The organism is Geoalkalibacter ferrihydriticus DSM 17813, assembly GCF_000820505.1.
GTDB lineage: Bacteria > Desulfobacterota > Desulfuromonadia > Desulfuromonadales > Geoalkalibacteraceae > Geoalkalibacter > Geoalkalibacter ferrihydriticus.
Window position 1 is genome coordinate 361,998 of record NZ_JWJD01000003.1, and the last position, 26,334, is coordinate 388,331.

The window sequence follows — 26,334 nt, forward strand, 5'->3', positions numbered from 1 at the left end:
GGTCCAGGAGATAGATGAATGGCTCAGGAAACCTTTAATGCCACAGGCAAAAGAAAAACCTCCGTGGCCCGGGTACGCATGATGCCCGGTCAGGGCAGGATCATGGTCAACAATCGTACGCTGGACGAGTACTTTGGTCGTGAAACCTCCAAGATGGTGGTGATGCAGCCTCTGGAACTGACCCAGAAGGTTGGGCAGTTCGATATTTTCGTCAACGTATTCGGCGGTGGGCCTTCGGGTCAGGCCGGTGCCATCAAGCACGGCATCACCAAGGCGCTTCTCGCGGTCGATGCGGAACTGCGTGGAACCCTGAAAAAAGCCGGGTTCATAACTCGCGACAGTCGCATCAAGGAACGCAAAAAGTACGGTTTGCGTGGGGCGCGGCGCAGCTTCCAGTTCTCCAAACGTTAAGTATTGCGTTTTTTGCGGCATTCAAAGGGAACCCCCACGGGTTCCCTTTTTGCTTTCAAGGAGTCCTTCATGGTCAATGTGGCGATTGTCGGTGCCAGTGGTTATACGGGTGTGGAGTTGGTGAGATTGCTTCATGCTCACCCGTCGGTGGAAATTACCTGTGTAACCTCAAGGCAGAGCGTCGGCGAAGAGTTGGCTGCGGTCTTTCCATCCCTGTTTGGACGAATTGCGCACGTTTGCGACGATGTCGACGTTGATCTGGTCTGCGCCAAGTCCGATGTCGTTTTCACCGCCTTGCCCCACCAGACCGCCATGGCCGTGGTCCCCGCGTTTCTTCGGGCGGGTAAGCGGGTCATCGATCTCTCCGCCGACTATCGGCTGCGCGATGTCTCGGTTTATGAGCAATGGTATCAGGCGCATACCAGCCCGGAGTTGCTGAGTGAAGCCGTTTATGGTCTTCCCGAACTCTACCGGGAGAAAATCGCCACAGCCCGCCTGGTGGCCAACCCGGGCTGTTATCCCACCAGCGTGGCGCTCGCCCTTAAACCCTTGCTCCAGCAGGGCTTGGTCGATGTCTCGACCCTGGTGGTTGATGCAAAATCCGGAGCCAGTGGCGCTGGGCGTTCGGCCAAGCTCGGCAGTCTTTTCTGTGAGGTCAATGAAGGTTTTAAGGCTTACGGCGTTGCCGGGCACCGACACACGCCGGAAATCGAACAGACCCTCAGTGACGTGGCCGGCACTCCGGTACGCCTGACCTTCACGCCCCATTTGTTGCCGATCAATCGCGGAATTCTTTCAACCTGCTACGCACAATTCGCCGCGGCGCTTTCGATTGGGGATCTGCGCGATATTTACCAGCAGCAATACGGCGACGAACCTTTCGTGCGGGTTCTTCCCGAAGGTGTTTGGCCCAATGTCGCTTTTGTGCGCGGCAGCAATTTCTGCGACATCAACCTGACACTTGACCCCCGCACCGGGCGGGTCATCGTCATTGCGGCCATCGATAATCTGGTCAAGGGAGCCGCCGGGCAAGCCGTCCAGAACATGAATCTGATGCTCGGCATCAATGAACGACAGGGTTTGGAGCAATTGCCGCTGTTTCCCTGATTGTGCGAGCGTTTTCCTGCCCGGCGCGGACCCTCTGGGCGGCTTTGTTGGGCCCGATTCAAGTTGACTTAGACAACCATTTATGGTTTCCTACGAAGCTGTATTTTCAGTCTTCGGGCAGTTCTCTTGGGCCCGTCGACAGGCGGTTTCATGCATCTGAACGACTTTAATTTCGAGCTTCCCGAACATCTGATCGCTCAACACCCCGCGCAACAACGCGATGGGTCGCGTTTGATGACCCTTGATCGCGCCGCGGGCTCGTTGCACCCGGGATATTTCCCCGACGTGGTCGGTGCGTTTCGCCCCGGCGATTTACTGGTTATCAACGACACCCGCGTGATTCCCGCTCGGCTATTGGGGCGCAAGGTGTCCGGGGGGCGCATCGAGGTTTTTCTGGTGCGCCGGCTTGTGGGAGAGGACGAAACCTGGCTTTGCCTGACCAGGTCTTCCAAGCCAGCTCGCCCGGGCACTCGGGTGCTGTTTGAGGGAGGGCTTGAAGGCGAGGTTCTCGGCGCTGACGAGCAGGAACCCGGTCAACGTCGGGTGCGGTTTAAGGTGCAGGGCGAATTTCTTCAAGTCCTGGAAAAAGTGGGGCGTATGCCCCTGCCGCCCTATATCAGCCGTCCGGATCACAACCTGGATCGGGAACGCTATCAGACGGTTTTCGCCCAGGAACCCGGGGCGGTTGCCGCGCCCACGGCGGGATTGCATTTCACCGAGCCCATTTTGCGACAACTTCGCGAGGTGGGCGTGGATATCTGTCCGCTGACCCTGCATGTGGGACCGGGAACTTTTCTTCCCGTCAGGGTCGACGACATTCGTGACCACCGCATGCATGCCGAGCATTACCGCGTACCCGTGGCGACCGCCGAAGCGGTTAATCGCGCCAAGCAGCAAGGTCGTCGAGTCTTCGCTCTCGGCACGACTGCCACTCGTGTGCTGGAATTCGCTCTGGACGATGCCGGTCGCTTGCTGCCGGGAGAGGGTGTTTCCGATCTTTTTATCTATCCGGGATTTCGTTTTCGCGTGGTCGATGGATTAATCACCAATTTTCATCTGCCGCGCTCTACTCTGCTCATGCTGGTTTGCGCCTTTGCCGGCCGGGAACTGACCTTGGAGGCCTATCGACGGGCCGTGGAAGAGCAGTTCCGGTTTTTCAGCTACGGCGACTGCATGCTTATTCTTTGACAGGCGGTTGCAACAGAACCTTGAATCATTTCCAGTTCTCTCTTTTAACTGCCGATCCTGAATCCGCAGCTCGCCGTGGGCGCATTCAAACACCCCGCGGTGTTATCGAAACGCCGATCTTCATGCCGGTGGGTACACAGGGGACGGTCAAAGGGATGTTGCCCGAGGCGCTTAAGGATATTGGCGCGCAGATTATTCTGGCCAACACCTATCACCTTTTTTTGCGCCCCGGGCATGAAAGGGTGCAGCGACTCGGTGGCCTGCATCGCTTCATGAACTGGGATCGGCCGATTCTTACAGATAGTGGCGGCTTTCAGGTTTTCAGCCTCGGCGAGTTGCGGCGCATTACGGAAGAAGGGGTTGTGTTCCAGTCGCACCTCGACGGCAGTGCCCACCTCCTGTCTCCCGAACTCTCGATTGGCGTGCAGCAGGCTCTGGGGGCCGACATTATAATGGCCTTCGATGAGTGCATTCCTTATCCGGCTACGCGTGAATATGTTTTGCAGTCGACGCTACGCTCGACCCGCTGGGCCCTGCGCTGCAAAAACGCTTTAGGGGAAAAGGGTCAGCAGGCGTTGTTCGGAATTGTACAGGGCGGAATGCATTCCGATCTGCGCCGCCAGAGCAGCGATCAATTGCAGGAAATCGGTTTTGATGGTTATGCCGTCGGTGGGCTTTCCGTGGGGGAAGAGGCCGAAGTCATGTACGAGGCCATGGATTTCACTCTCCCCCTGCTGCCTCAGGATCGACCCCGCTATGTCATGGGTGTCGGAACTCCGGAAAATCTCATTGAGGGCATCCGTCGCGGGGTAGATATGTTCGATTGTGTCATGCCGACCCGCAACGCACGCAACGGCGTATTGTTCACCTCATTCGGCAAAATCAGCATCAAACAGGCTCGCTACATGGACGATCAGCAACCCGTCGACTCCGTCTGTAGCTGCTATGTATGTCGCAATTACAGTCGTGCCTACCTGCGGCATCTTTATCAGAGTGGTGAAATTCTGGCGTCGGTTCTTAACACCCACCACAATCTGCACTATTATCTGGACCTGATGACACAAGCCCGACAAGCGATAGAGGAGGGTTCTTTTTCCCGGTTCCGGCGGGAATTTTACCGAATCCGCCAAGAACAGAATTTACTTTCGGAGAGCTAGGCCGCGACTAAGCGTCTTTTCTCCACCAACTGCCCATAGAGGAGGAATAACAAAATGGTTTCTGAAGCTTTTGCCATGGCTGGGAACGGCGCACAACAGGGTAACCCCTATTCGGGCATCATCATGCTGGTGCTCATGTTCGCCATTTTCTACTTTTTGCTGATCCGGCCTCAACAGAAGCGGGCCAAGCAGCACCGGGAGTTGCTTGACGCGCTGCAGGTCGGCGACCGAGTAGTGACAGCCGGAGGACTTCACGGCCGCATCGCGACTTTGGAAGATTCCGTGGTGACCCTGGAAATCGCCACCGGCGTGAAGGTCAAGGTTAATCGCGCATCGATTGCCAACAAAAAAGCGGAATAATCGCGGCGTCCGCAATTTGGCCCCGGCGGCTTTCACCCTTTGGAGACGCCGGGGGATTAAACAACGCAAGGAGAGTTGAACGATATGTCCAAAAGCCTCAAGATGCGGGGTGCGGTCATCCTGCTGCTGGTGATTCTGTCCTTCTTCGCCCTGGGGCCCACTCTTTTCGGCGATAAGTTGCCGGAGTGGTGGACCAGGACTTTTGACCCCATTCATCTGGGGCTCGATCTGCAAGGCGGGATGCACCTGATCCTCGGTGTCGAGGTCGACAAGGCCGTTGAGAGCCGGTTGGACAGCCTGGTGGATCAGGCGGAATCTCTGCTGCGCGAACGCGATCTGATCTATCGCAGTGTCTCGCGCGATCTGGCCGCCGGTGGAATCAGCATCACCGTTTATGACGAAGAATCGGCGCGGCAGGTTGAAAGAATCATGCGCGATAGCTTCCCCAATCTTGAGGAACAGACCCAACCCCTGGACGGCGGCTATATTGCCAAACATTTCCGCTTCACTGAACGTGAAATCGAACAGATCAGGGATTATGCCCATCGGCAGGCATTGGAAACTTTGCGCAATCGTGTCGATCAGTTCGGCGTGACGGAACCGGTCCTTCAGCGTCAGGCGGATCACCGCATTCTCATTCAGTTGCCCGGCGTGGATGACCCCCATCGCGCCATTGCGTTGCTCGGCAAGACCGCTCGGCTGGAGTTTAAAATGGTGGCCGAGGATGTGACCCCCACCGACATTGCCGAAGGGCGATTGCCGTCTGGAACCGAGATTCTTTACGAGCGGCGCGTCGATCCGCGCACCGGCGCGGTGACGGAAACTCCTGTTGCGGTACACACCGCGACTCTTATGACCGGGGATCTGCTTGCCGATGCGCAGGTGCGTATCGATCCGCGTTTCAATGAGCCCTATGTCGCCATCGATTTCAATGCCCTAGGGGCGCGGCGCTTCGATCAGATCACCGCGGCCAATGTTGGCCGGCGCATGGCCATCGTATTGGATGATACCGTCTATTCTGCGCCCGTCATCCGAGAACGGATCTCAGGAGGAAGCGCGCAGATTTCCGGGGCCTTCACCGAGCGCGAGGCTACCGATCTCGCCATCGTACTGCGCGCCGGTTCTTTGCCCGCGCCGGTGCAGATCATGGAAAACCGCACCGTGGGACCATCCTTGGGGCGCGATTCCATACAACAGGGCATCGTTTCGATTACTGTCGGTGGCGCCCTCGTCGTGGTGGCTATTGCCGTTTACTACGGGTTGTCCGGGCTGGTGGCCATTCTTGCCCTGGTGCTCAATCTGGTCTTTATCATGGCGATGCTGACCTTGTTCAAGGCCTCTTTGACGTTGCCCGGAATCGCCGGAATCGTGCTGACGGTCGGGATGGCCGTGGATGCCAACGTGCTGATTTTTGAACGTATCCGTGAAGAATTGCGGATCGGCAAGACGGCGCGTGCCGCTCTTGAGGCCGGCTACGCCAAGGCATTTTCAACTATCATCGACGCCAATATCACCACCCTGGTCGCCGCCCTGGTTCTTTTTCAGTTCGGTACCGGCCCGGTCAAAGGCTTTGCCGTTACTCTGTCAGTGGGTATCATTGCCTCTCTGTTTACCGCTATTTTCGTAACGCGGACGGTTTTTGATTACTTTCTGACCAGCGGCCGAGCCAAGCGGTTAAGCATCGGCTGAGGAATAAGGAGCGATTCATGCGGTTGATCAAGTCCGACACCAACATCGATTTTATCGGTAAGCGCAAGCTCGCCGTTGCGTTTTCCCTGGTGATGATCCTGGTCGGGATCGTTTCGCTCATCGCCAAGGGCGGTCCCAATTACGGCATTGACTTTGCGGGTGGCATGCTCGTTCAGGTCAAATTTCAAACCGACACCACCCCTCCCGAGATCAGAGAGGCTCTTGCCGGTGTAGATCTCGGCCCCATCGGCGTCCAGCAGTTCGGGGACGAAGCCAACGAGTTTCTGATCCGTACCCAAGTCACGACGACTGAAATCGAGGGTTTGGCCCAGCAGGTTGACCTGGTTCTTGAGCAGTCTTACGGCGCGGATATGGTTGAATTGCGCCGTGCCGAAATGGTCGGCCCTCAGGTCGGTCAGGAATTGCGCACCAAGGGGATGCTTGCCATTCTCTACGCCATGGTCGGAATTTTGATCTACGTCACCTGGCGTTTCGAGTTTCGCTTTGCGCTGGGTGCCATCATTGCGCTGATGCACGATGTGCTCATTACCCTGGGTCTTTTCTCGTTGTTCGGGCGCGAGATTGACCTTCCCATCGTCGCGGCCTTTCTGGCCATTATCGGTTATTCGCTCAACGACACCATCATCGTCTATGACCGCATACGAGAGAACATGGCCAAGCATGGCCGCGAGGGTCTGCCCGCGGTAATCAACAAAAGTATCAACCAGACCCTGTCGCGCACCATTTTGACATCGGGTACGACCCTGATGGTGGTTCTGGCCCTGTTTATTTTTGGCGGCGGGGTGATTCACAACTTCGCCTTTGCCCTGCTCATCGGGGTTATCGTCGGGACCTATTCGTCCATTTTTGTCGCCAGCCCGATCCTGATTTTCTGGGAAAACTGGCGGCCGAGGAAAGAGTCGCAGGCTGAAGACGTTGCGCAGGAGGTTGCATCATGAAGAAAGAGACTTGGATTCTGGCGGGCGCAGCCCTGATCATCGGTGTTCTGCTCGGTGTCATTCTCACCAAGGACGGCAGGGATTCGACGCCTGCCCGCACCGCCGCGCCTCCATCCTCGGCGCCCAATGTCAACTTGTCGCAGAACATCCAGATGCTTGAAGAAATTGTGCGCAAGGAACCCGGCAATCGCAGTGCCTGGGTTCAACTCGGGCACAATTACTTCGACAGCAACCAGCCCATGAAAGCCATCGAAGCCTACAATAAGGCTTTGGAGCTTGATCCGAACGATCCGGACGTCATCACCAATCAAGGGGTTATGTTTCGCCGCGTCGGCTGGTACGATCGGGCCATCGAGAACTTTCGCAAGGCCAACGACATGAATCCTTTCCACCCGCAGAGTCTCTACAACATGGGTGTCGTATACCGCTACGATTTGCAGGATCTGGACAAGGCCTATCAGGCCTGGTCGCGCTATGTTGAGCTGCATCCCACCTCGCAGGGCACCGAGCAACTCCGCGGCGAATTGCGTGCCATAGAAGCTCTTCGCCAATAGTCGCTCGGGGAGGGTGCCGCCGTTTGTCAGCTATTGCGAAAGGCCGGGATTTTTCCCGGCCTTTCGTCTATGTGGGTGCATGACCACAAAGGGGAAGCAGATATCATGAAATCCAGATGTTTCATCTGCGCACTGCTGCTGTTGGCTCTGTCCGGATGCGCCATGTCGCAGCGCCCGGTGACGGGCGTTCTTTTTGGTGAGATCCTCTGGGAGAACACCGTGTACGTGCGTGGCGACGTCACCCTCGAGGAGGGGGCGACTCTGCATATCGCACCAGGCACACAAGTGCTGTTTCTACCTCCCCTTGAGGGTGAAGATCTTCTTCAGGTTCATCCCTTTTTCCCCGGCAGTGAACTGATCATTCGGGGGCGCATCCTGGCACGGGGAACTGCCGATGAGCCTATCGTGTTTCGCTCCGCACAGGCCGATGCCGGTCGTGGGAGCTGGGGGGCGGTTAATTTGCGGCAGAGCCCGGAGGCAATTTTTTCTCATTGCATCTTCACCCAGGCCGACAGTGCTATCCATAGCTTCGATTCCCTGGTGCGGGTTGAGCACAGCCTGTTCGAAAATAATCTGGTTGCCCTGCGCTTCAATACCAGCGACATCCGCATCGAGCATAATTTGATCCGTGACAACGCGGCCGGGATTCGGTTTCACTACGGTGCGCCAATCATTAATAACAACCACCTGGTGGACAATGGCAAAAGTTTTTTCATCACTTCCCATCCTCGCGATTATTTGATCCGGAACAACAATATCCTGCGCAGTCGCGAGTATTCCGTGGTGTTTGGCGAAGAGGTCCCCGAAGATGTGCAGATGGCCGACAACTACTGGGGTAGCACGGATCCGGCGCAGATCGAGGCAAGCCTCTTCGATGGCCGGCGACTTGCTTATCTTGGTCAGCTCATCTATTTGCCGGCGGCCACCCAGCCTTTTGCCGAGGCGGGGCCCTCATGGATCCGGTGAGCCTGCGGCGCTGGTTGCCGCGCCGCTCCGATTGCACACCGCTGCAGGTTGCGAACCTTGCCGCTGAACTCAATCTCTCCTCCCTCTGCGCACGTGTGCTTGCCGGCCGCGGATTGACTGACCCCGCACAGGCGCAAGGGTTTCTCGAAGCGCGTCTTGCGGCGCTGCCCGATCCCTCGCTGTTGAGCAACATGGATCTTGCCGCAGAGCGTCTGGCGCACGCGGTGCGTGAGCAGCAAAAGGTGACGGTGCACGGCGACTACGATGTGGACGGCATCAGTGGCGCTGCCCTGCTTGTTGAAAGCCTGGGCGCCATGGGTGCGCAGGTTGATTTTCACATTCCCCTGCGTCTGCGTGATGGTTACGGTCTCTCTGCCGATGCCCTGCGCGCGGCCCATGCTCAAGGCAAGAATTTGGTGGTGTCCGTCGACTGCGGCATCAGCGCCCATGAAGAAGCCGATTTAGCGCGCGAATTGGGGCTGGATCTGATCATCACCGATCACCATCAACCCCCGAATGCTCTGCCCCGTGCGTTTGCTCTGGTCAATCCGCATTTGCCGGGTGATGCATTTCCCGACAAGCAGCTCGCCGGAGTTGGCGTAGCATTTTTTCTGGCTCTGGCGGTGCGCAGGCAGTTGCGCGCCCAAGGCTGGTTTAGCCTGCGTCCCGAGCCGGATCTGCGGCAGGTGCTCGACTTGGTGGCGCTGGGCTCTATTGCCGATATCGTGCCCCTCACCGGGGTCAATCGTATCCTGACCCGGGCCGGTCTGGAGCTGATGGCCCAGGATCGGCGGCCGGGTCTGGCTGCGTTGCGCCAAGTGGCCGCCGTGCGCGAAATGAACTGCGGCGCTGTGGGGTTTCAGCTGGCGCCGCGGCTCAATGCCGCCGGGCGCTTGGATGATGCTGCCTTGGCCGTTAGATTGTTGCTCACTGCCGACGTACAGGAGGCGCAAGGCATCGCGCGACAATTGGATGAGTGCAACCGAGAGCGCCAGGGAATCGAAACCGAAACCTTTGCCCAGGCGCTGGAGCGCCTTACAGCCCTTGATCAACCGCAGCGGCGTTCCATCGTGCTGGCTGATGAGCGATGGCATCCCGGGGTCATCGGCATTGTCGCCAGCCGAATGGTGGAACGCTTTCACCGCCCAGCCGTGCTCATTGCCCTTGATCAGGGTCGCGGCAAGGGTTCGGGCCGTTCGATTCGTGGGTTCCACTTGCACCGTGCCCTCGTCGAGTGCAGTGCGCGTCTGCAAGGGTACGGCGGGCACGAGTATGCCGCCGGCTTGACTCTGGCAGAGGATCAAGTGGAGAGCTTTGCCGCGCAATTCGAAAACCTGGCCCAGGATCGTCTTGGCGAGGAGGATCTTATCCCACAGTTGCTGCACGACGGCGAGGTCGATCTGACGGCGTTTGCTCAACAGGATGTCGCGGAACTTGCGTCCCTGGCGCCCTTTGGTCCCGGCAACGCCGAGCCCCTTTTTTGTGTTCGGAACGCGGAGTTTCATCAACCGCGCTGCGTTGGCCGCGATCATCTACAATTTCAGTTGCGCCAAGGATCGCTCAGGTTGCCGTGCATTGCCTTCGGGGTGGCGTCACGCTGGGAGGGGATTACCGGGCGGGTCGATGCTCTTTGCACGCCCCAGATCAACAACTGGCGAGGGCGTGAATCCGTGCAGTTGCGCGTGCGGGATTTGCGAAAGATTTTGTAACTATTCAGCTGCAACGACCCACAGTGCCGCCGCACCCTGCGGTGCGTGCTGAACAGTTGCAAAATTACTTGATGAAAATAAGAAGGGCCGGTCCTGCAAGACCGGCCCTTGGTTTTTCAAGCAGAAAGGGTCTCGGCGGCCAATTTATCCCAGGCCGGCAGACTAGCTTCAATCATGGCCAGGTCGACGCAGTAGGCAATACGGAAAAATCCCGGAGCGCCGAAACCCGACCCCGGCACCAGCAGCAGGTTGTGTTTCTGCGCCTGCTTGACGAATTCAACATCGTCGGCCAGGGGCGATTTGGGGAACAGGTAAAAACCGCCGTCGGGTTTGACCATCTGAAAGCCGAGGGCGCTCAGGTGGTTGTAGAGCAGGTCGCGCTTTTTCTGGTATTCGGCCACATCCACGCTGGCGCGCTGCAAGCCGGCCACCAGCAACTGCATGAGAGCCGGCGCATTGACGAACCCCAATACGCGGTTGCAGAATATCGCCCCTTCCATGAATTGCTCGACCTCACGCATCTGCGGGTTGGCGGCGAGATAGCCGATGCGTTCACCCGGCAGGGCCAAGTCCTTGGAATGGGAGGTGGCGATGACCGCGTTGCGGATGCAGGCAAAGATGGATGGTACTTCCTTGCCGTCGTAACTTAAACGTGCGTAGGGCTCATCGGAAATCACGTAGATCTGGCGGCCCAGTTCCTTTTCCTTCTGCTCCAGCATCCGCCCCAGTGCGGCCAGGGTTTCGCGCGGATAGACGACGCCGGTGGGGTTGTTGGGCGAATTGAGAATAAGGGCTCGGGTTTTTGGGCCGATCGCCGCGGAAATTGCCTCAATGTCGGGCTGAAAAGTCTCCCGGTCGGTCCACACCTCCACCGGCACGCCGCCGTGATTGTCGATATAGAACTTGTACTCAACGAAATAGGGGGTGAGGATAATGACCTCTTCCCCCGGGTTGAGAATGGTCTTGAGAATCACGTTGAGGGCGCCGCCCGCGCCGCAAGTCATGATCACATGGCGGGCGGCCACCGGCAAACCGCTTTTCTCGGTGAGAATATCGGCCACGGCGGCGCGAGTCTGTTCATGCCCGGCGTTATTCATGTAACGGTGCATGCCGCTCAGAGGTCGTTGCGCCAATTCCAGCAACTGCACGCGAAATGCCTCGGGCGGCTCCACGGCGGGATTGCCCAGGGTGAAATCAAACACATTCTCCGCGCCGTATTTTTCGCGCAGGGTCGCGCCTTCCTCGAACATTTTGCGGATCCACGAGGCGCGCTCGATAAATCCCTGGACCTTGTCGGCTATGGCCATGTCAATCAACTCCTTGAGGTAGGTGAGGGCTACGCAGAATACACCGCAGCTCACAATCGGCGCAGTTTAGCTTTATGTGCGCAACGGGGTCAAGAACTGCGGTGGTGAATTTAGGGCCTTGGAGCGATGTGGAACTGGTCCGGCACTGAGAAATTCTTCCGGCCCGAAGTTGCATTTTGCCTTGGATTAAGCTAAATTGCCTGCTTTCCAACTGATGGAGAGGTGTGACATGGCAGAGGATAAGCTCGGCCCGCTGCGGCAGAAAATCGATGAAATCGATGACCGGATTCTGGACCTTCTCAATGAGCGGGCGCGGGTGGTCATCGAGGTCGGTCACGCCAAGGCCGGTGAGCAGAAGGAATTTTATGTTCCCAGCCGCGAACAGGCGATCTATCGACGTCTGAGCGACGGCAACCCGGGGCCGTTTCCCTCGGAGGCGATTCGTAGCGTTTATCGCGAGATCATCTCCGCCTGCCTATCGCTGGAAGAGCCCATGAAGGTTGCTTTTCTCGGGCCTCAGGCGACCTTTACCCATGTCGCCGCCATGCAGCAGTTCGGACTCTCCGCGCGCCTGGTGCCGCTCAAAAGCATTTCCGCGGTTTTCGAGGAGGTACAGCGCGGGCGTGCCCATTACGGCGTGGTGCCTGTCGAGAACTCCAATGAAGGCATCGTCTCCCATACTCTGGACATGTTTATGGGGTCGGATCTCAAGGTCAGTTCCGAGATTCTCTTGGAGATTTCCCACGATTTGCTTTCGCGTAGTGGGCGTCCCGAAGATGTGCGCAAGGTTGTCTCACATCCTCAGGCCCTGGCCCAGTGCCGCCGCTGGCTGGAGGAAAATCTTCCAGAGGTGCCGTTGGTCGATGTGGCCAGTACGGCGTTAGCTGCGCAGATGGCGACCGAGGACGAGAGTGCCGCGGCTATTGCCAGTGAGATGGCGGCATCTTTTTATGGCCTTAAAGTCGTGAAGGCCAAAATTGCCGATAATCCAAATAATTTTACGCGCTTTCTGGTAATCGGGCGTAACACCCCCGAACGTAGCGGCAAGGACAAAACCTCCATCATGTTCAGCGTCAAGGACGAGCCGGGCATTCTTTACCGCATGCTCGAGCCGTTCAGCAAACGCCAGATCAATCTGAGTAAAATCGAAAGTCGGCCTCTCAAGTCAAAGGCTTGGGAATATATCTTCTTTCTTGACCTGGAAGGACACCTTGACGATCCGGCGGTTGCCGAGGCGATTGCCGAACTGCACAACTACTGCCAGTTTCTGAAGGTCCTCGGTTCCTATCCCAAAGCGCGCCCCTGAGGTTGATTGTGACGAATACTGATTTTTTCATTCCCCGCCTGGCAATTGTCGGCGTCGGCCTGATCGGAGGGTCTCTGGCGTTGGCGTTGCGCCAAGCCGGAGCGGTGGGCGAGGTCATCGGCATCGGCCGCGGTTTGGCCAATCTCGAAAAAGCCCTGGAGTTGGGCATCGTCGATGAAATCACCCAGGATGTGGTGGCGGGCACCCGCGAGGCCGACGTGGTGTTTCTTGCCACCCCGGTTTGTAAGCTGGGCGAGGTGGCAGCGGCGATCATCCCGTCTCTGAAGGACGGCGCGGTCGTCACCGATGGCGGCAGCGTCAAGGCCAGTGTCATTGCCGAGATTGAGCCGCTATTGCGACCCGAGGTTTCTTTCGTGCCCGGTCATCCCATTGCGGGGACCGAACAGAGCGGTGCCGAGGCGGCCTTTGCCAGCCTGTATCGCAACCGGCGCTGCATTCTCACGCCAACGGCGCGCACCTCTGGCGAGGCACTGGAGCTGGTGCAGCGCATGTGGCAGACGAGCGGCAGTGAAGTGGTGGTCATGGAGGCTGAAAAGCATGATCGCATTCTTGCCGCCATCAGCCACCTTCCGCACATGGTCGCCTACTCCTTGGTCAATGCGGTGGGATCCTACGATCGCTACGAAGAAAACATTCTTGAATACTCCGCTGGTGGATTTCGTGACTTCACCCGCATCGCCTCTTCCGATCCCAGCATGTGGCGCGACATCGCCTTGACCAATCCTGAGGCCCTCATCGAGATGATGGAGCGCTTTGAGTGCTTTTTCGCGGAACTCAAGGAAGATGTGCGCAGCGGCAAGGGTGAGCGACTCTATGAGTTTTTTCAGCGTTCCAAGGAACTGCGCGACAACATCCTGTGAGGCGGCAGTTTTCCGGCCGCCAGTGAGAAGCAAGCCATGACCCAGTCTTTGACTCTGACCGCCTCGGGCGGACTGCGCGGCGAAATTACCGTGCCCGGCGACAAATCCATCTCTCATCGCTCCATCATGCTCGGATCCTTGGCCGAAGGCACGACCCGGGTCCATGGTTTTCTCGAGGGCGAGGACAACCTCTCCACCCTCAAGGCGTTCCAGGCCATGGGCGTGGACATCATCCGTCACGCCGGCGGCATGCTTGAGATTCAGGGCCGCGGCCTGCATGGGCTGCGCGAACCGGGTGATGTGCTGGACTGTGGCAATTCGGGCACGACCATGCGCCTGATGACGGGGCTGTTGGCCGCCCAGCGGTTTTTTACGGTACTGACGGGTGACCAGTATCTGCGGCGGCGACCCATGAAGCGTGTGGTCGAGCCTCTCTCTCTCATGGGCGCCCGCATCTGGGGCCGCGACGGTGGGGAGCGGGCTCCTCTGGCGATCAACGGCTCTGCCCTGCAGGGCATTGAATATCGCTCGGCGATTGCCAGCGCCCAGGTCAAGTCGGCCCTGTTGTTGGCGGGTCTCTATGCTCAAGGGGAAACCTCGGTGTATGAGCCGCATCTCTCTCGCGACCATAGTGAACGCATGCTCGCTTTCTTCGGCGCCGATTTGCGCACTCGTGACGGTGGTGTGACGCTCTCTCCACAGCCACGCCTGGAGGGACGCGAAGTTCAGGTTCCGGGGGATATCTCGTCGGCGGCGTTTTTTCTGGTGGCGGCCCTGATTGTGCCGGGTTCGGAGTTGCTGGTGCGAAATGTCGGCATCAATCCGACCCGCAGCGGGGTGATCGATATCCTGCAACAGATGGGCGGCGATCTGCGCTTGCTTGACGAACGCAACCTTTCGGGCGAACCGGTGGCCGATATCCTGGTGCGCGGAAGTTCCCTGCGCGGCATCGTGATCGGTGGCGACCTGGTGACGCGGGCGATTGACGAGTTTCCGGTAATCAGCGTGGCGGCGGCGCTGGCTGAAGGCACCACACTCATCCGTGATGCCCAGGAGTTGCGTGTCAAGGAAACCGACCGCATCGCCGCCATGGTCAAGGAACTCTGCGTCCTCGGCGCTCGCGTTGAAGGTCTGGAGGACGGTATGCGCATCGAGGGCGTCGCTGATTTACAAGGTGGTCGCGTGGGTTCACATGGCGATCATCGCATTGCCATGAGCATGGCTGTGGCTGCTCTGCGAGCCAGGGCACCGGTGACCATCGAGGATATCGGCTGCACAGCCACTTCTTTTCCCAACTTCTGGCAACTTCTTGAGCAGGTGAGAAAGTAGAGTTTCTCATTGGGCCCTGGTTGTTTGTAAGGTGCTAAAAGCAGACAACTGACCGAGCGGGTGTCCAAGATCAGGGACAAAGGACAAAGGACGGAATGAAAAGACAACCCATTGTCGCCATCGATGGTCCTTCTGGAGCCGGCAAGAGCACCATCAGCAAGCTTCTTGCGCGCCGCCTCGGTTTTGCCCATATTGACACAGGGGCCATGTATCGCTGCGTTGCCCTGGCGGCATTGCGGCGCGGCATCGATGCCGAAGATGAGGTTTCTCTTGCAGAATTGAGCCTGGCGTTGCGTATTGAATTCCGCCCCGTTGGTGACGAGCAGCAGGTTCTGCTTGACGGCGAAGATGTCAGCGGCGCCATTCGTACCCCCGAAGTCAGCCTGCTGACCTCGCGCGTATCCTCGGTATCCGAGGTGCGCGAGAATCTGGTGGAGCTTCAGCGGCGCATGGGCGAAGTGGGGGGCGTGGTGCTTGAGGGGCGCGACATAGGCACGGTGGTTTTCCCCCAGGCCCAAGCCAAGTTTTTTCTTACCGCTTCAGCGCGGGAACGAGGTCGTAGGCGCTATCTGGAACTCAAGGGCAAGGGGCTTGACGTGGATCTGGAGACAACCATCGCTGAGGTCGAAGCCCGTGATGCCGCCGACAGTACGCGACAGCACTCACCTTTGGCCCAGGCGCCGGACGCGGTGCTGATCGATTCAACGGGGCTGAGTATTGATCAAGTGGTTGCGCGTATGGAAGCGGTGGTGGTCGCGCGCCGCAAAATGCAGGAGTAAGGCGTATGCCCATAAACATTCTTCTGGCGCGCAGTGCCGGCTTTTGCTTTGGTGTTAAGCGTGCGACTCGCATGGCTTTTGAGGCCGCCGAATCCCATGACGGCATCTGTTCCCTCGGCCCCATCATTCATTCGCCGCAACTGGTGAAAAAGCTCGAAGAAAAAGGCGTGGTGGTGGTTGATAGGGTCAATGAAATCCCCGAGGGAGCGGTCATCATTCGCTCCCATGGCGTCACCAGCGGTGAACTCAAAGAGATTAACGACCGCCATTTAGAAGTGGTGGATGCCACCTGCCCATTTGTTAAAAGTGCCCAGGACCATGCCGCCTTGCTGAGCCGTGAGGGGTATGCGGTGGTGCTGGTCGGGGAACGTGAGCACCCTGAGGTGCAGGGCATTCTCTCTTATGCTGAGAGTGGAGATGTGTTTGTTGTCGGGGCAGCGGCCGAGGCCGAGGCGATTTCGCGCCGCAAACGTCTAGGGCTCATCGCGCAGACAACGCAATCCTTTGAAACTTTTCGTCAGGTCGCCGCTATCTGCCTTGATAAATGTCAGGAACTTCGAATCTTTAATACCATCTGCGATGCAACCAGTGTCCGCCAGGACGAGGCGCAAGAAATCGCACACAGATCTGACCTGGTGCTTGTCATCGGTGGTTTTAACAGCGCCAACACTTCCCGCCTTGCGCAGATCTGCGCCGATATCCAGCCGCGCACTCAGCATATCGAAACCGCCGAGCAGCTGCGCAAGGAGTGGTTCGAAGGGGTTGAAACCGTCGGGATTACGGCCGGTGCATCGACTCCGCGCTGGTTGATTGATGAGGTGATCCTCGGGGTTCAGAAGATCTCCAATTAAAGAGTTTGTTTTTTCCTTCAGTTTATGCTACTTTCCGGTCCTATTGTTTCGAGAAACAAAGGAAACCTGCCGAACGGCGGCAGGAAATTCGCTAGGGGGAACCGCTTTAATGGTCGAAAACAAGGGTCAGTTTAACGAAAACGAAGACGAGTTTATGGACGGCGACGACGAGTTGGAAGACGCGGAAACGTTTGCCGAACTCCTTGACAGCACGCATAAGGCGCTCAAGCCGGGTGAAGTCGTCAAAGGGGTCGTGGTGCAAAAGAATCCCGATTCCGTCGTGGTTGATGTCGGGTACAAATCGGAAGGGATCATCTCCCTGAACGAGTTTGTCGAGGATGGTGTCGCCGCTGACATCGGCGTCGGCAGCGAATTCGATGTGCTCTTCGAAGGCACGGACAACGAAACCGGTCTGGTTCGCCTTTCCAAGCGCAAAGCCGATCAGCAGAAGGTCTGGAACGGCCTGGAAGAAGATGCTGTCGTGGAGGGTCGCATCCTGTCGCGCATCAAGGGTGGCCTTTCCGTTGATATCGGAGTTAACGCATTTCTGCCTGGATCCCAAGTTGATCTGCGGCCGGTGCGCAATCTGGAGAAGATGATCGGCGAAGTTTTCAAATTCAAGATCATCAAGCTCAATAAAAGACGCGGAAATATTGTGTTGTCGCGTCGTGTACTGCTTGAGGACGAGCGCGAGAATATGCGCGGCAAAACCCTCGAAAATCTTGAGGAAGGCAAAGTTGTCGAAGGGGTTGTTAAAAACCTCACCGATTACGGCGCTTTTATCGATCTTGGCGGTATCGACGGTTTGCTGCATATCACCGACATGTCGTGGGGCCGGGTCAATCACCCCTCCGACATTCTCAATGTCGGCGATCGCATCAATGTCAAGATCCTTAAGTTTGACCAGGAAAAAGAGCGGGTTTCTCTGGGTCTTAAGCAGATTACCCCGGATCCCTGGGAAGAAGCTTCCGGCAAGTATCCCGTGGGAGAGCGGGTTGTCGGCAAGGTTGTGAGTCTTACCGATTACGGTGCTTTCGTCGAGCTTGAAGAAGGCGTCGAAGGCTTGATTCACGTTTCGGAGATGAGCTGGACCAAGCGCATCAAGCACCCCAACAAAATCCTCAATATCGGTGATGAGGTCGAGTCTCTGGTGCTCGCCGTTGATGCCGATAACCGTCGCATTTCCCTGGGGCTGAAGCAGGTTGAGCCCAATCCCTGGGATATCATCGGCGAGAAATTCCCGGTCGGCACCATTATTGAGGGACAGGTCAAGAATATCACCGATTTCGGTATCTTTGTCGGGGTCGATGAAGGCATTGACGGTTTGGTGCATATCTCCGACATCTCCTGGATCAAGCGGATCAAGCATCCCTCCGAAGTTTATAAGAAGGGCGACACGGTCAAAGCCGTGGTTCTCAACATCGATCGCGAGAACGAGCGCTTCAGCCTAGGCGTCAAGCAACTGGCCGCGGATCCCTGGGAAACCATTCCCCAGCGTTACCGCCCCGGTACGATCGTCAAGGGCCAGGTCACGTCCGTCACCGATTTCGGCATCTTCCTTGAGATTGAAGAGGGGATTGAAGGTCTGATTCACGTCTCTGAAATCAGCAAGGAAAAAGTCGATTCGCCCAAGAATTTCGCCAAAGTCGGTGATGATCTTGAAGCGGTGGTGCTCAATGTCGATATGGATGACCGTAAAATTGGTCTTTCCATCAAAAAGATCTCCGACCAGAAGGAAAAGGCCGAGGTCGATGCCTATCTTGGCTCGCAGAAAGAGGCGACCTCAAGCCTTGGCGCCCTGCTTCAGGGAGCCATGAGCAAGGCCGCCGGGGATAAAAAAGAAGACTGATTCCCCTTCGGATGACTCTCCGGATCCCCGGCCCGTGCGCCGGGGATCCGCTTCGGTCCGAAAGAAATTATGAATAAACGTCCCTTCCTGATGGCGCTTGCAACTTTTGGCGCCATTTTCCTTGTATTTTTTTTGATTATCCTCGCCGTCGGCAGCCTGACGGGGCGCTCCGCCTCGTTTCCTCTCGGAGACAGAGTTGGGGTGGTTCCCATTACCGGGGTGATTTTATCCTCTGAAAAAATAAACGAGAGTATCGTTAAATTCCGTGACGACCCTTCCATCAAGGCTGTTGTTTTGCGTATCGATTCGCCTGGAGGAGGAGTAGGGCCATCTCAGGAAATTTTCGAGGAGGTGCGACGTACCGCAGAAATAAAGCCGGTTGTAAGCTCCATGGGGTCGGTTGCAGCTTCGGGAGGATATTATGTCGCTGCACCATCCACACGCATCGTGGCCAATCCTGGAACGATTACCGGCAGTATCGGGGTGATCATGGAGTTCACTAATTTTCAGGAACTTCTGGGAAAAATCGGACTTAAGACGCAGGTGATTAAAAGTGGGGAGCACAAGGATATCGGATCACCTGTACGCCCCATGACCGAGGAAGATACACAAATCCTGCAAGCCCTTATCGACGATGTCCACGACCAGTTCGTGGCAGCCGTGGCGCAAGGTCGTTCTCTGGAGTACGCCGAAATTCTCGCACTTGCAGATGGGCGTATTTTCAGCGGGCGTCAGGCCTTGTCCTTAGGGCTTGTCGATGAAATGGGCAATTTGCGCGATGCCATCCAATTGGCTGCTGAATTGGCTGGTATTAAGGGCGATCCCCGAACCGTTTATCCGGCGGCGGAAAAGCCTAAACTCTTTGATTATCTGATTCAGGAAAGCGCGGCACGATTGCGCCAGAGCCTGCAGGGGCAGAATGCCGATGGCCTGCAATATTTGTGGCAGGGGAATTGACCAGGAGAAATGAAACCATGACTAAAAGCGAGTTGATTGAGCAATTGGCTGTTGAGAATGTGGCTTTGAGTAAAAAAGAAGCCGAACTGGTTGTTAACACTATTTTCGACAGCATCAGCCAGGCATTGATTGGAGGCGATCGTGTTGAAATCCGCGGATTTGGCTCCTTTACCATTCGCGAACGTGATGCTCGTGAGGCACGCAACCCCAAAAGCGGTGATCTTGTGAAAATTCCGCCGAAAAAGACCCCTTTTTTCAAGACCGGAAAAGAACTGCGGGAGAGAGTAAACAACGGATCCTGCTGCTGAAAGGCCACGGCGACGTTAGGACCCGAAATTACATAAAGCCCCGCGATCGTCAGATTGCGGGGCTTTATGTGTTGGAAAGCAATTGGCAGATGCGCTGGAGCACTTTCTTCACCCGCTATCAGGCGCTTGTTGTTTCTTCCAGGACCAACTTCGTGTGAATCCAGCGCCGGAAGATCAAACGTTGCACCTGATTTGGGAAGTCGCTGCTTCAAGCGGGTGAGACTTTACGGGCATTGCCGCTGCTCCGCGACCTGCCAATTGCTTATTCGCCTCCGGAATGCCGATCGCCAGCTTGTCGTCGTGACCTTGAAAAATTCGCGGAATTTCACCGGAGGATCACTTCAGGCGTCCCACTCGATGATGGGCAGGCTCACCATGATCACTGGCCGGATGCTTTGCACAAAAAATGTTGGTCACCCCGATAAGGTCCGTATCGCGCATCCCAGAGAAACTTTCAAAGATCCATTACTCTTATCTGTAACACAGGTTTTTTATCTGTCAATAGGGAGGGATTTTTTTTCACCTTCGCTTTGGTTGGGTTTTTCGGGATAATGTTTTTCGCGGCAGGCTGAATTTTGAAAATTTGGTAACTTTTCAGCAAGCGTCGCGGTTGATTATTTATAAACAGAGTCCGTGAAAAATTCCGGGTATAGGTTTTGGTGACTGGAAAGCCTGATGAAGGATCGCAATGAGTTGCACCGTTTTGAGGTAAGGGCAGAAGAGGCTGGTCGGCGCCTTGACCAGGTTATGGCAGCACATCTGCCCGGGCGCTCGCGTACTGTTTGTCGGTGCCTTATTGACCTGGGCGGTGTGCATGTCGATGGACGGCGTACTTGCCGGTGTTCCTTCCAGGTTAATGCCGGTGCGCAAATAGAGGTTTTTATTGACGGCTTGCCTCTGGAACCTTTTTCTCTGGAAATGCGTCACATTATTTATCGTGATCGCCACCTGCTCGCCGTCGACAAATCGGCGGGTATTGATACGCAGCCGACCCATGCCCGCTATAAGGGGACTCTCTATGAGGCGCTACTGCGCTTTCTTCAGGATCCTTTTCGGCCCCATTGCCGTCCGGAATTAGGCATGATCCAGCGTTTGGATCGTAACACTTCGGGAATCATGGTATTCTCCGTACACCCGCAGGCGCACAAAGCCCTGACCCTTGCCATGACCTCACGAGAGATCGAAAAGGTCTATCTTGCACTGGTTCAGGGCGTCCCAGCACAAGGCCAGGGCGAAATCCGCTCACTGCTGGCGCGCGGTCGGCGCAACAATCTGATGAAATCCGTCGAACGTGGCGGGCGTGAAGCAGTGACCCGGTATCGTGTTGTGCATGCCTGGGAAAAGACGGCCCTGGTCGAGGTGCGCATCCCTACCGGCCGCTCTCACCAAATTCGGGTGCACATGGCCGAATTGGGTCATCCGCTGCTCGGGGACACAGCCTATGGCGGATTTGACCATGTCGGGGACTTTCCCGTTGGTCGCCATATGCTTCATTCCTACCAACTGAAATTAAGGCATCCTGTCCGTTCTGATCTCCTCCAATTGGGCGCCCCCATCGCTGCTGACATGCAGGCACTCTTGGCCCATCTCGGCTTGCGGTGCAGCTCAATTGCAATTATGCCTCCTAAGGAACAAAGCTCATGTTGAATTTTCCTCAAATTGATCCTGTAATCGTAGAAATCGGTCCGTTGGCCCTACGCTGGTACGGAATGATGTACCTCCTCGGTTTTTTTGTGGCCTATCTGCTGATTTCCCATCTCAGCCGGCTGCGGGGACTGCCTCTTAAACGTGACGATATATCGGATTTGATCTTTTATGCCGTGGTCGGGGTCATTGTCGGCGGACGCCTTGGGTATGTAATTTTTTATAACCCTCTGCATTTTCTCAGTCATCCCCTGGAAATTTTCGCGATATGGACAGGGGGAATGAGTTTTCACGGTGGGCTGCTCGGTGTGGTGGTGGCCGCCGTCTGGTTTGTACATAAGAAACAATTGCCCCTCTTGCTCACTGGCGACATCTTGGTCATGGCTTCTGCCCCAGGCCTTGGTTTTGGCAGGTTGGGAAATTTTATCAATGCCGAACTCTGGGGGCGCACCACTGACATGCCCTGGGGCATGATTTTTCCCGGTGCCGGTCCCTTGCCCCGGCATCCCAGTCAGCTTTACCAGGCCGTCCTCGAAGGGCTGGTACTGTCAGTGGTTCTCTACATTTTGCACCGGCGCCAGGCCCGGGCCGGAGTGCCCCTTTTCACGTTCGTCGCCCTATACGGCCTCTTTCGCTTTATCGTGGAATTTTTCCGCGAACCCGATGCACATCTCGGGCTGCTCTGGGGTGGTGCGACCATGGGGCAGTTATTGTCCCTTCCAATGATCGCGGCCGGATTGATCGGAATTTTCTGGTGCAGAAAAAAACAGGTCTGAAGCTGAAGGGTCAACAGGGAAGGATGGGGAATGCTGGGCGCCGGAGGTGCGAGCCTAAGGGCAGGGGGTTGGAACCTTGCGCAGCGCGAGGCGCCTCGATTGCGCCTATTGCAGGGCTTTGATCATTTCCAATACGTGCCCGCCGTTGAATTTACGATAGCTAACGCTGTCCATCAGGGTATGGATGATGAAAACGCCGCGGCCATGTTCTTCCAAACAGCGGACTTCGGGCACCGGTAAGGTGCTGATGTCGAATCCTTGCCCCTGATCGTAGACTTTGATGCAGAGTTCCTTGTCTTGGATGGTGATGGTGATGTGAACTTCTTTACTGGGATCACCCTCGTGAGCATGACGGATGGCATTGGTCATTGATTCGGTCAATACCAGATTGATATGGTAGGCCAGCTCTTCCCGGTCCCCCTTGTATCTTTTTAAAGTTCTGGCGACATCCTCGCCAATCTTACCGATCAGACTGAGATAGCGGGTCTGATTGGGGACTTTGATATCCACCTCGATTTTTTCTTTTTTCATACGCCCCCCGAAAGGCCTTTTAAAAACTCGCCAAAGCTTCCTCAAGGCCGGAGAAAATTTCGAAAACCCGATGCAGGCGAGTTAATTCGAACATGGACTTGACCTGGGGCTGCAGCCCGCAGAGTTTAAGGTTGCCGTTGCGGGCACTGGCGTTTTTAAATCCGGAAACCAAGGCCCCCAAGCCCGACGAGTCGACAAAACGAACTTCCTGCAAGTCAATGACGAGGTGATTCTTGCTTTCCTCAAACAGGCTCAGCATCTGGCTTTTGAGCTCGCCGCTGTTATGGGCATCCAGGCGCTCTTCTTTGACCTGGATAACGACCACCTCACCTTTTTCTTCAACCTTCAAAATCATCACAGTCTCCTTTGTATAGAGCCTGCCGCAGCGGGTTTTCAGCTTGCCGCAGCCTATTGAATTTTCAATATGAAGTTAAATTGGTTCAATCATAACGATAGCATAACTCTTCTCGGTGCGCCATGCCTGTTTTTGCATTATCGGCTCCTCAGGATTTAACCTGCATAACGATCATGGAGACATCATCAGTAAAATTCTGGGTACCGGTAAACAGCCGCACCTGATCGAGAATCTGATTGAGCAGTGCGTCAGGGTCAAGCTCATGGTACTCGTGCAAAAGGGTACACAACCGCTCGGTACCGAAAAATTCACCGCGATCGTTCTCCGCTTCAATGATTCCGTCAGTATAAAGCAGAATTACGTCCCCGGGGTCAAGTTGTCCTTTCTCCTGTGCGAAGTCCACCTCATATTTAACCCCTAGAATCAACCCCTCGGCATCGAGTTCCTCGCATTGGCGCTGATTTCGGCGCCAGATCAAGGGTGGATTGTGCCCGGCATTGGCATAGCAGATCTTGCGGGTATTTGTGTTGAAGTTGAGATAAAACATGGTGATGAAGAGTTCGGCGCGCGTCAGATCGTCGTAGAAAAAACGATTGAGTTCAACCATCATCTGGTCCGGCGTGTGGATGCCCCGTGCTCGTGCCTGAATGAAGGTGCGGGTTTCGGCCATGAGCAGTGCGGCCCCGACATTGTGGCCGGAGACATCGGCAATGACCAGATCAAGACTGTCGTCATCACGCACCAGGTAATCATAATAGTCGCCACCGACTTGGCTGGCCGGCACGCAGATTCCAGCCAGTGCGATGCCGGGGACATTCGGAACGCTGGTCGGCAGGAGGCTCATCTGGATGTTCATGGCGATTTCGAGTTCGCGCTCACGTCCGCGCGCATCGATCAGTTTAGAGGTCTGGATGGCGTTGCGCCAAGCGACCCCGATCTGCCCCGCCAAGCTGCGAAAAAGTGCCACGAACTCATCCGTGAAGATTCCCTTGACCGACCGCGAAAAGGCGGAAAGCACACCGACCGGCTGGCCTTCGATGGTGATGGGCGCGTGGGCGAAGGATTTGATTCCTTCGCGATGAATGATCTGTGCCGAGTGAGGTTTGTCGAGAAAGTCGGTATCATTTGCTTTGACAACCGAGTTGGTCAAAAAAGCCTCGCCGATGTAGGTGTCGAGAGAAATATCGCGCTCGGACTCTCCCAGATGTTCGGAGGTCATGCCTTTCTGGCAGCGGACCACGAGGGTGTTTTTTTCATCATCCAGGATACGGATGACGCAAAGATCGAACTTGAACTGCTGGACAAGAAGTTCAAGCATTTGATCGAGAATGTTGTCGAGATGATCACCGCTTGCCACGATGCGTGCAGCCTCGTAGAGTACGCCGAGCTGTTCGCGGCCGGTGGTGCGGCTGAGTGTCACCGATCCGAAGATATCAAAAACATCCTCCATTTTGCTGCCGCGCGCGGCAAGATAGTTTTCGATAATAATCCGTGCCGGAGCGGCTCCCACGGAGCCCGCCAAGGTGCGCTCGGTGAAACGTTTCAGGTTGGGTAGCTCATATTCCGAAAGTCCGCCGCGCTCGTCTATTTCCCGATCGCCAAGATATTCGGTAATTGACGAATGGGCCTGCTTCTCGCCGATGAACTTGGCCATCAGATCAACAAATTCCATGACTGAGGGCGCTTTGCTGATCCGCTTACGGGTCTGATCCTCTTCTTGGTAGACATAGGCGTTGACAAATTTCTCGGCCTGCTCTTCCTCCAGCCGGCTGCGCCGGGTGAACAAAGAGAACATCAAATAGGCCGAGAGATTGAAAAACATGGACCAGAACAAGGCGTGGCTCCAGAGGTCGAAGCCCGAGAGCCCGAACAGTTCGGTCGGACGCAGGATGCTTAAACCGAACAGTCCGCGTTCGAGAATTTCGCTCTCCATCCAGCCCGAGCGAACGAAAGAAGGCACCATCAGGGTGTAGAACCATACACAGAACCCGAGCAGTATGCCGGCCATGGCACCGCGGCGATTGGCGCGCTCCCAGTATAAACCGCCGATGGCCGCCGGGGCGAACTGGGTCGCGGCAACGAAGGAAATCAGTCCGATGTTGACCAATGCCAGCGTGTCGCCGATGATTTTGAAGTAAAGGTACCCCTGAAAGACCACCGCCACGATCGCTAGGCGCTTGATGTTGATCAGGAGTCCGGAAATGTCGCTGGCCTGGACGTGCAGACGCAAAACAATCGGCATGACCAGGTGGTTGAGAATCATGGTCGCCAGGGCGACCGCTGAAACCATGACCATTCCGGCTGCCGCGGAAAATCCGCCGAGAAACACCAGCATGGCCAGCCAGGTGTGTCCGGCCTCAAGGGGCAGGTGCAGGACGAAATAGTCGGCATTGGTCGTGTCGCCGCCACTGAGCAGCAACCCACCCAGGGCAATGGGCAGGACGAAAAGATTGATGAGAAACATGTAGAGAGGAAAACGCCACATGGCACTGCGGATGTGTTTTTCATCCGAGTTTTCGATCACCATGATATGGAATTGGCGCGGCAGGAACATGACCGACATCATGGAAATGAATGTCAGAGTGAACCATTTGGAATAGGGAATCTGCTCGGTTCCGAGCATGATCAGGTGTTTGCGTTCGGGAAAGGTTTCCAAAAAACGTGTGAAAATGTCTGAGAACCCATTGAACAGGCCGTAAGTGACGAAAATCCCCACGGCCATGAAGGCCACAATTTTGATAAGCGATTCCAGGGCGATGGCCGCGACCAGGCCTTCGTGGCGGGCTGCGGCGTCCAGGGTGCGGGCGCCGAACATCACGCCAAACAGCGACAGCACCGCGGCGATAATGAAAGCGGTGTCCAGATTGGCGGGAAGCCAGTGCAGAGCGCCGTGCCCGCCGACTTCGGTCGCGCCATGCAGGACGATCAGCTCAAAGGTATGGGAAACCGCTTTGAGCTGCAAGGCGATGTAGGGCATGATGCCGACCACCGCGAAGAGGGTGACGATCGCTCCCAGGGGAGCCGATTTTCCGTAGCGGCTGGAAATAAAGTCGGCAATGCTGACGATGTTCTGCTCCTTGCTGATGTGCACCATTTTGCGCAGCAGAAACCACCAGGAAAAGGCAATAAGAGTTGGACCGAGATAAACCGGAAGAAAGTCGAGGCCCGAGGTGGCGGCGCGTCCGACACTGCCGTAAAAAGTCCAGGTCGTAAAATAGACGGCGAGGGACAGGGAGTAGATATGGGAGTTGGAGATAATGCTGCGGCCCTGCTCTCGGCGCTTGTCGGCGTAGTAGGCGACTGCGAAGAGCAGGGCGAAATAGGACAGGGTAATTAAAATGACGTATTCGACAGTTATCAT

General features: G+C 56.3%; 24 protein-coding genes and 1 other RNA gene. 20 read left to right on the forward strand and 5 right to left on the reverse strand.

What is annotated here, in order from left to right:
- Positions 1-18 precede the first annotated feature (18 nt).
- The 10 genes from rpsI to recJ all read left to right on the forward strand — a co-directional run bounded on the left by rpsI (position 19) and on the right by recJ (position 10,100).
- Positions 19-411 (forward strand): 30S ribosomal protein S9, encoded by a 393-nt coding sequence (gene rpsI, locus GFER_RS10640; RefSeq protein WP_040099306.1) that lies wholly within the window; start codon positions 19-21, stop codon positions 409-411.
- Positions 412-480: 69 nt separating this feature from the next.
- Positions 481-1,518: an N-acetyl-gamma-glutamyl-phosphate reductase gene (argC, locus tag GFER_RS10645; RefSeq protein WP_040099308.1), complete on the forward strand. Its 1,038-nt coding sequence runs from the start codon at positions 481-483 to the stop codon at positions 1,516-1,518.
- 150 nt (positions 1,519-1,668) lie between these two features.
- Positions 1,669-2,706 carry a tRNA preQ1(34) S-adenosylmethionine ribosyltransferase-isomerase QueA gene (queA, locus tag GFER_RS10650; protein WP_040099310.1) on the forward strand — a complete coding sequence of 346 codons (1,038 nt, stop codon included), beginning with the start codon at positions 1,669-1,671 and terminating at the stop codon, positions 2,704-2,706.
- Positions 2,707-2,726: 20 nt separating this feature from the next.
- On the forward strand, positions 2,727-3,863 hold the full coding sequence (gene tgt / locus GFER_RS10655) for a tRNA guanosine(34) transglycosylase Tgt (RefSeq protein ID WP_040099313.1): 1,137 nt from the start codon (positions 2,727-2,729) through the stop codon (positions 3,861-3,863).
- A gap of 54 nt (positions 3,864-3,917) precedes the next feature.
- The gene (yajC, locus tag GFER_RS10660) at positions 3,918-4,223 is read left to right on the forward strand and encodes a preprotein translocase subunit YajC (RefSeq protein ID WP_040099315.1); all 306 of its coding nucleotides are present in this window, start codon (positions 3,918-3,920) and stop codon (positions 4,221-4,223) included.
- Between the two features lie 84 nt (positions 4,224-4,307).
- On the forward strand, positions 4,308-5,912 hold the full coding sequence (gene secD, locus GFER_RS10665; RefSeq protein ID WP_040099317.1) for a protein translocase subunit SecD: 1,605 nt from the start codon (positions 4,308-4,310) through the stop codon (positions 5,910-5,912).
- A gap of 17 nt (positions 5,913-5,929) precedes the next feature.
- Entirely contained in the window at positions 5,930-6,871 is a 942-nt protein-coding gene (gene secF, locus GFER_RS10670) for a protein translocase subunit SecF (RefSeq protein ID WP_052446292.1), read from the forward strand.
- Positions 6,868-7,425, forward strand: coding sequence for a tetratricopeptide repeat protein (locus GFER_RS10675; RefSeq protein ID WP_040099319.1), 558 nt, complete (start codon positions 6,868-6,870; stop codon positions 7,423-7,425). The genes secF and GFER_RS10675 overlap by 4 nt, the downstream gene beginning before the upstream one ends.
- 105 nt (positions 7,426-7,530) lie before the next feature.
- Positions 7,531-8,391, forward strand: a complete 861-nt coding sequence (locus GFER_RS10680; protein ID WP_040099321.1) for a right-handed parallel beta-helix repeat-containing protein — start codon at positions 7,531-7,533, stop codon at positions 8,389-8,391.
- Positions 8,379-10,100, forward strand: coding sequence for a single-stranded-DNA-specific exonuclease RecJ (gene recJ, locus GFER_RS10685; protein WP_040099323.1), 1,722 nt, complete (start codon positions 8,379-8,381; stop codon positions 10,098-10,100). The genes GFER_RS10680 and recJ overlap by 13 nt, the downstream gene beginning before the upstream one ends.
- Positions 10,101-10,216: 116 nt before the next feature.
- On the opposite strand, the gene GFER_RS10690 is transcribed toward recJ, so the two are convergent.
- Entirely contained in the window at positions 10,217-11,407 is a 1,191-nt protein-coding gene (locus GFER_RS10690) for a pyridoxal phosphate-dependent aminotransferase (RefSeq protein ID WP_040099324.1), read from the reverse strand.
- A gap of 229 nt (positions 11,408-11,636) precedes the next feature.
- Between GFER_RS10690 and pheA the strand changes: the two genes are divergently transcribed.
- The 8 genes from pheA (at position 11,637) to GFER_RS10730 (ending at position 19,667) form a co-directional block, all read left to right on the forward strand.
- Positions 11,637-12,713, forward strand: coding sequence for a prephenate dehydratase (gene pheA, locus GFER_RS10695; protein ID WP_040099327.1), 1,077 nt, complete (start codon positions 11,637-11,639; stop codon positions 12,711-12,713).
- An 8-nt stretch (positions 12,714-12,721) separates the two neighbouring features.
- Positions 12,722-13,594 carry a prephenate dehydrogenase gene (locus GFER_RS10700; RefSeq protein ID WP_040099595.1) on the forward strand — a complete coding sequence of 291 codons (873 nt, stop codon included), beginning with the start codon at positions 12,722-12,724 and terminating at the stop codon, positions 13,592-13,594.
- A 36-nt stretch (positions 13,595-13,630) separates the two neighbouring features.
- The gene (gene aroA, locus GFER_RS10705; protein ID WP_040099330.1) at positions 13,631-14,923 is read left to right on the forward strand and encodes a 3-phosphoshikimate 1-carboxyvinyltransferase; all 1,293 of its coding nucleotides are present in this window, start codon (positions 13,631-13,633) and stop codon (positions 14,921-14,923) included.
- Between the two features lie 95 nt (positions 14,924-15,018).
- Positions 15,019-15,702: a (d)CMP kinase gene (cmk, locus tag GFER_RS10710; RefSeq protein WP_040099332.1), complete on the forward strand. Its 684-nt coding sequence runs from the start codon at positions 15,019-15,021 to the stop codon at positions 15,700-15,702.
- 11 nt (positions 15,703-15,713) lie between these two features.
- Positions 15,714-16,553: a 4-hydroxy-3-methylbut-2-enyl diphosphate reductase gene (ispH, locus tag GFER_RS10715; RefSeq protein WP_040099597.1), complete on the forward strand. Its 840-nt coding sequence runs from the start codon at positions 15,714-15,716 to the stop codon at positions 16,551-16,553.
- 109 nt (positions 16,554-16,662) lie between these two features.
- Positions 16,663-18,402: a 30S ribosomal protein S1 gene (locus GFER_RS10720; RefSeq protein WP_040099334.1), complete on the forward strand. Its 1,740-nt coding sequence runs from the start codon at positions 16,663-16,665 to the stop codon at positions 18,400-18,402.
- Between the two features lie 69 nt (positions 18,403-18,471).
- On the forward strand, positions 18,472-19,359 hold the full coding sequence (gene sppA / locus GFER_RS10725; RefSeq protein ID WP_040099336.1) for a signal peptide peptidase SppA: 888 nt from the start codon (positions 18,472-18,474) through the stop codon (positions 19,357-19,359).
- Between the two features lie 17 nt (positions 19,360-19,376).
- Positions 19,377-19,667, forward strand: a complete 291-nt coding sequence (locus tag GFER_RS10730) for an integration host factor subunit beta (RefSeq protein WP_040099338.1) — start codon at positions 19,377-19,379, stop codon at positions 19,665-19,667.
- Between the two features lie 265 nt (positions 19,668-19,932).
- On the opposite strand, the gene ssrS is transcribed toward GFER_RS10730, so the two are convergent.
- A non-coding RNA gene (ssrS, locus tag GFER_RS19875) (6S RNA) lies at positions 19,933-20,119 on the reverse strand.
- A gap of 223 nt (positions 20,120-20,342) precedes the next feature.
- Between ssrS and GFER_RS10735 the strand changes: the two genes are divergently transcribed.
- Complete coding sequence (locus GFER_RS10735; RefSeq protein WP_052446293.1) at positions 20,343-21,314, forward strand: RluA family pseudouridine synthase; 972 nt, start codon at positions 20,343-20,345, stop codon at positions 21,312-21,314.
- Entirely contained in the window at positions 21,311-22,087 is a 777-nt protein-coding gene (gene lgt, locus GFER_RS10740; protein WP_040099600.1) for a prolipoprotein diacylglyceryl transferase, read from the forward strand. Before GFER_RS10735 ends, lgt begins: the two co-directional genes overlap by 4 nt.
- A gap of 105 nt (positions 22,088-22,192) precedes the next feature.
- Here lgt and GFER_RS10745 read toward each other — a convergent pair whose 3' ends face one another.
- The 3 genes from GFER_RS10745 to GFER_RS10755 all read right to left on the reverse strand — a co-directional run bounded on the left by GFER_RS10745 (position 22,193) and on the right by GFER_RS10755 (position 26,334).
- Positions 22,193-22,618, reverse strand: coding sequence for an ATP-binding protein (locus tag GFER_RS10745; RefSeq protein WP_040099340.1), 426 nt, complete (start codon positions 22,616-22,618; stop codon positions 22,193-22,195).
- 19 nt (positions 22,619-22,637) lie between these two features.
- A complete protein-coding gene (locus GFER_RS10750; RefSeq protein ID WP_040099341.1) occupies positions 22,638-22,973 on the reverse strand; it encodes an STAS domain-containing protein in 336 nt (111 codons plus the stop codon).
- A gap of 148 nt (positions 22,974-23,121) precedes the next feature.
- A complete protein-coding gene (locus GFER_RS10755) occupies positions 23,122-26,334 on the reverse strand; it encodes a SpoIIE family protein phosphatase (protein ID WP_040099343.1) in 3,213 nt (1,070 codons plus the stop codon).

Excerpts from the sequence above, each read along its gene's own strand:
- GFER_RS10745 (WP_040099340.1), bottom strand. The coding sequence starts at position 22,618 with ATGAAAAAAGAAAAAATCGAGGTGGATATCAAAGTCCCCAATCAGACC.
- secF (WP_052446292.1), top strand. The coding sequence starts at position 5,930 with ATGCGGTTGATCAAGTCCGACACCAACATCGATTTTATCGGTAAGCGC.
- yajC (WP_040099315.1), top strand. The coding sequence starts at position 3,918 with ATGGTTTCTGAAGCTTTTGCCATGGCTGGGAACGGCGCACAACAGGGT.
- GFER_RS10675 (WP_040099319.1), top strand. The coding sequence starts at position 6,868 with ATGAAGAAAGAGACTTGGATTCTGGCGGGCGCAGCCCTGATCATCGGT.
- queA (WP_040099310.1), top strand. The coding sequence starts at position 1,669 with ATGCATCTGAACGACTTTAATTTCGAGCTTCCCGAACATCTGATCGCT.
- aroA (WP_040099330.1), top strand. The coding sequence starts at position 13,631 with ATGACCCAGTCTTTGACTCTGACCGCCTCGGGCGGACTGCGCGGCGAA.
- GFER_RS10720 (WP_040099334.1), top strand. The coding sequence starts at position 16,663 with ATGGTCGAAAACAAGGGTCAGTTTAACGAAAACGAAGACGAGTTTATG.
- GFER_RS10735 (WP_052446293.1), top strand. The coding sequence starts at position 20,343 with ATGAAGGATCGCAATGAGTTGCACCGTTTTGAGGTAAGGGCAGAAGAG.
- GFER_RS10680 (WP_040099321.1), top strand. The coding sequence starts at position 7,531 with ATGAAATCCAGATGTTTCATCTGCGCACTGCTGCTGTTGGCTCTGTCC.
- pheA (WP_040099327.1), top strand. The coding sequence starts at position 11,637 with ATGGCAGAGGATAAGCTCGGCCCGCTGCGGCAGAAAATCGATGAAATC.
- secD (WP_040099317.1), top strand. The coding sequence starts at position 4,308 with ATGTCCAAAAGCCTCAAGATGCGGGGTGCGGTCATCCTGCTGCTGGTG.
- GFER_RS10750 (WP_040099341.1), bottom strand. The coding sequence starts at position 22,973 with ATGATTTTGAAGGTTGAAGAAAAAGGTGAGGTGGTCGTTATCCAGGTC.
- GFER_RS10755 (WP_040099343.1), bottom strand. The coding sequence starts at position 26,334 with ATGATAACTGTCGAATACGTCATTTTAATTACCCTGTCCTATTTCGCC.
- cmk (WP_040099332.1), top strand. The coding sequence starts at position 15,019 with ATGAAAAGACAACCCATTGTCGCCATCGATGGTCCTTCTGGAGCCGGC.
- sppA (WP_040099336.1), top strand. The coding sequence starts at position 18,472 with ATGAATAAACGTCCCTTCCTGATGGCGCTTGCAACTTTTGGCGCCATT.
- argC (WP_040099308.1), top strand. The coding sequence starts at position 481 with ATGGTCAATGTGGCGATTGTCGGTGCCAGTGGTTATACGGGTGTGGAG.
- recJ (WP_040099323.1), top strand. The coding sequence starts at position 8,379 with ATGGATCCGGTGAGCCTGCGGCGCTGGTTGCCGCGCCGCTCCGATTGC.
- rpsI (WP_040099306.1), top strand. The coding sequence starts at position 19 with ATGGCTCAGGAAACCTTTAATGCCACAGGCAAAAGAAAAACCTCCGTG.
- GFER_RS10690 (WP_040099324.1), bottom strand. The coding sequence starts at position 11,407 with ATGGCCATAGCCGACAAGGTCCAGGGATTTATCGAGCGCGCCTCGTGG.
- GFER_RS10730 (WP_040099338.1), top strand. The coding sequence starts at position 19,377 with ATGACTAAAAGCGAGTTGATTGAGCAATTGGCTGTTGAGAATGTGGCT.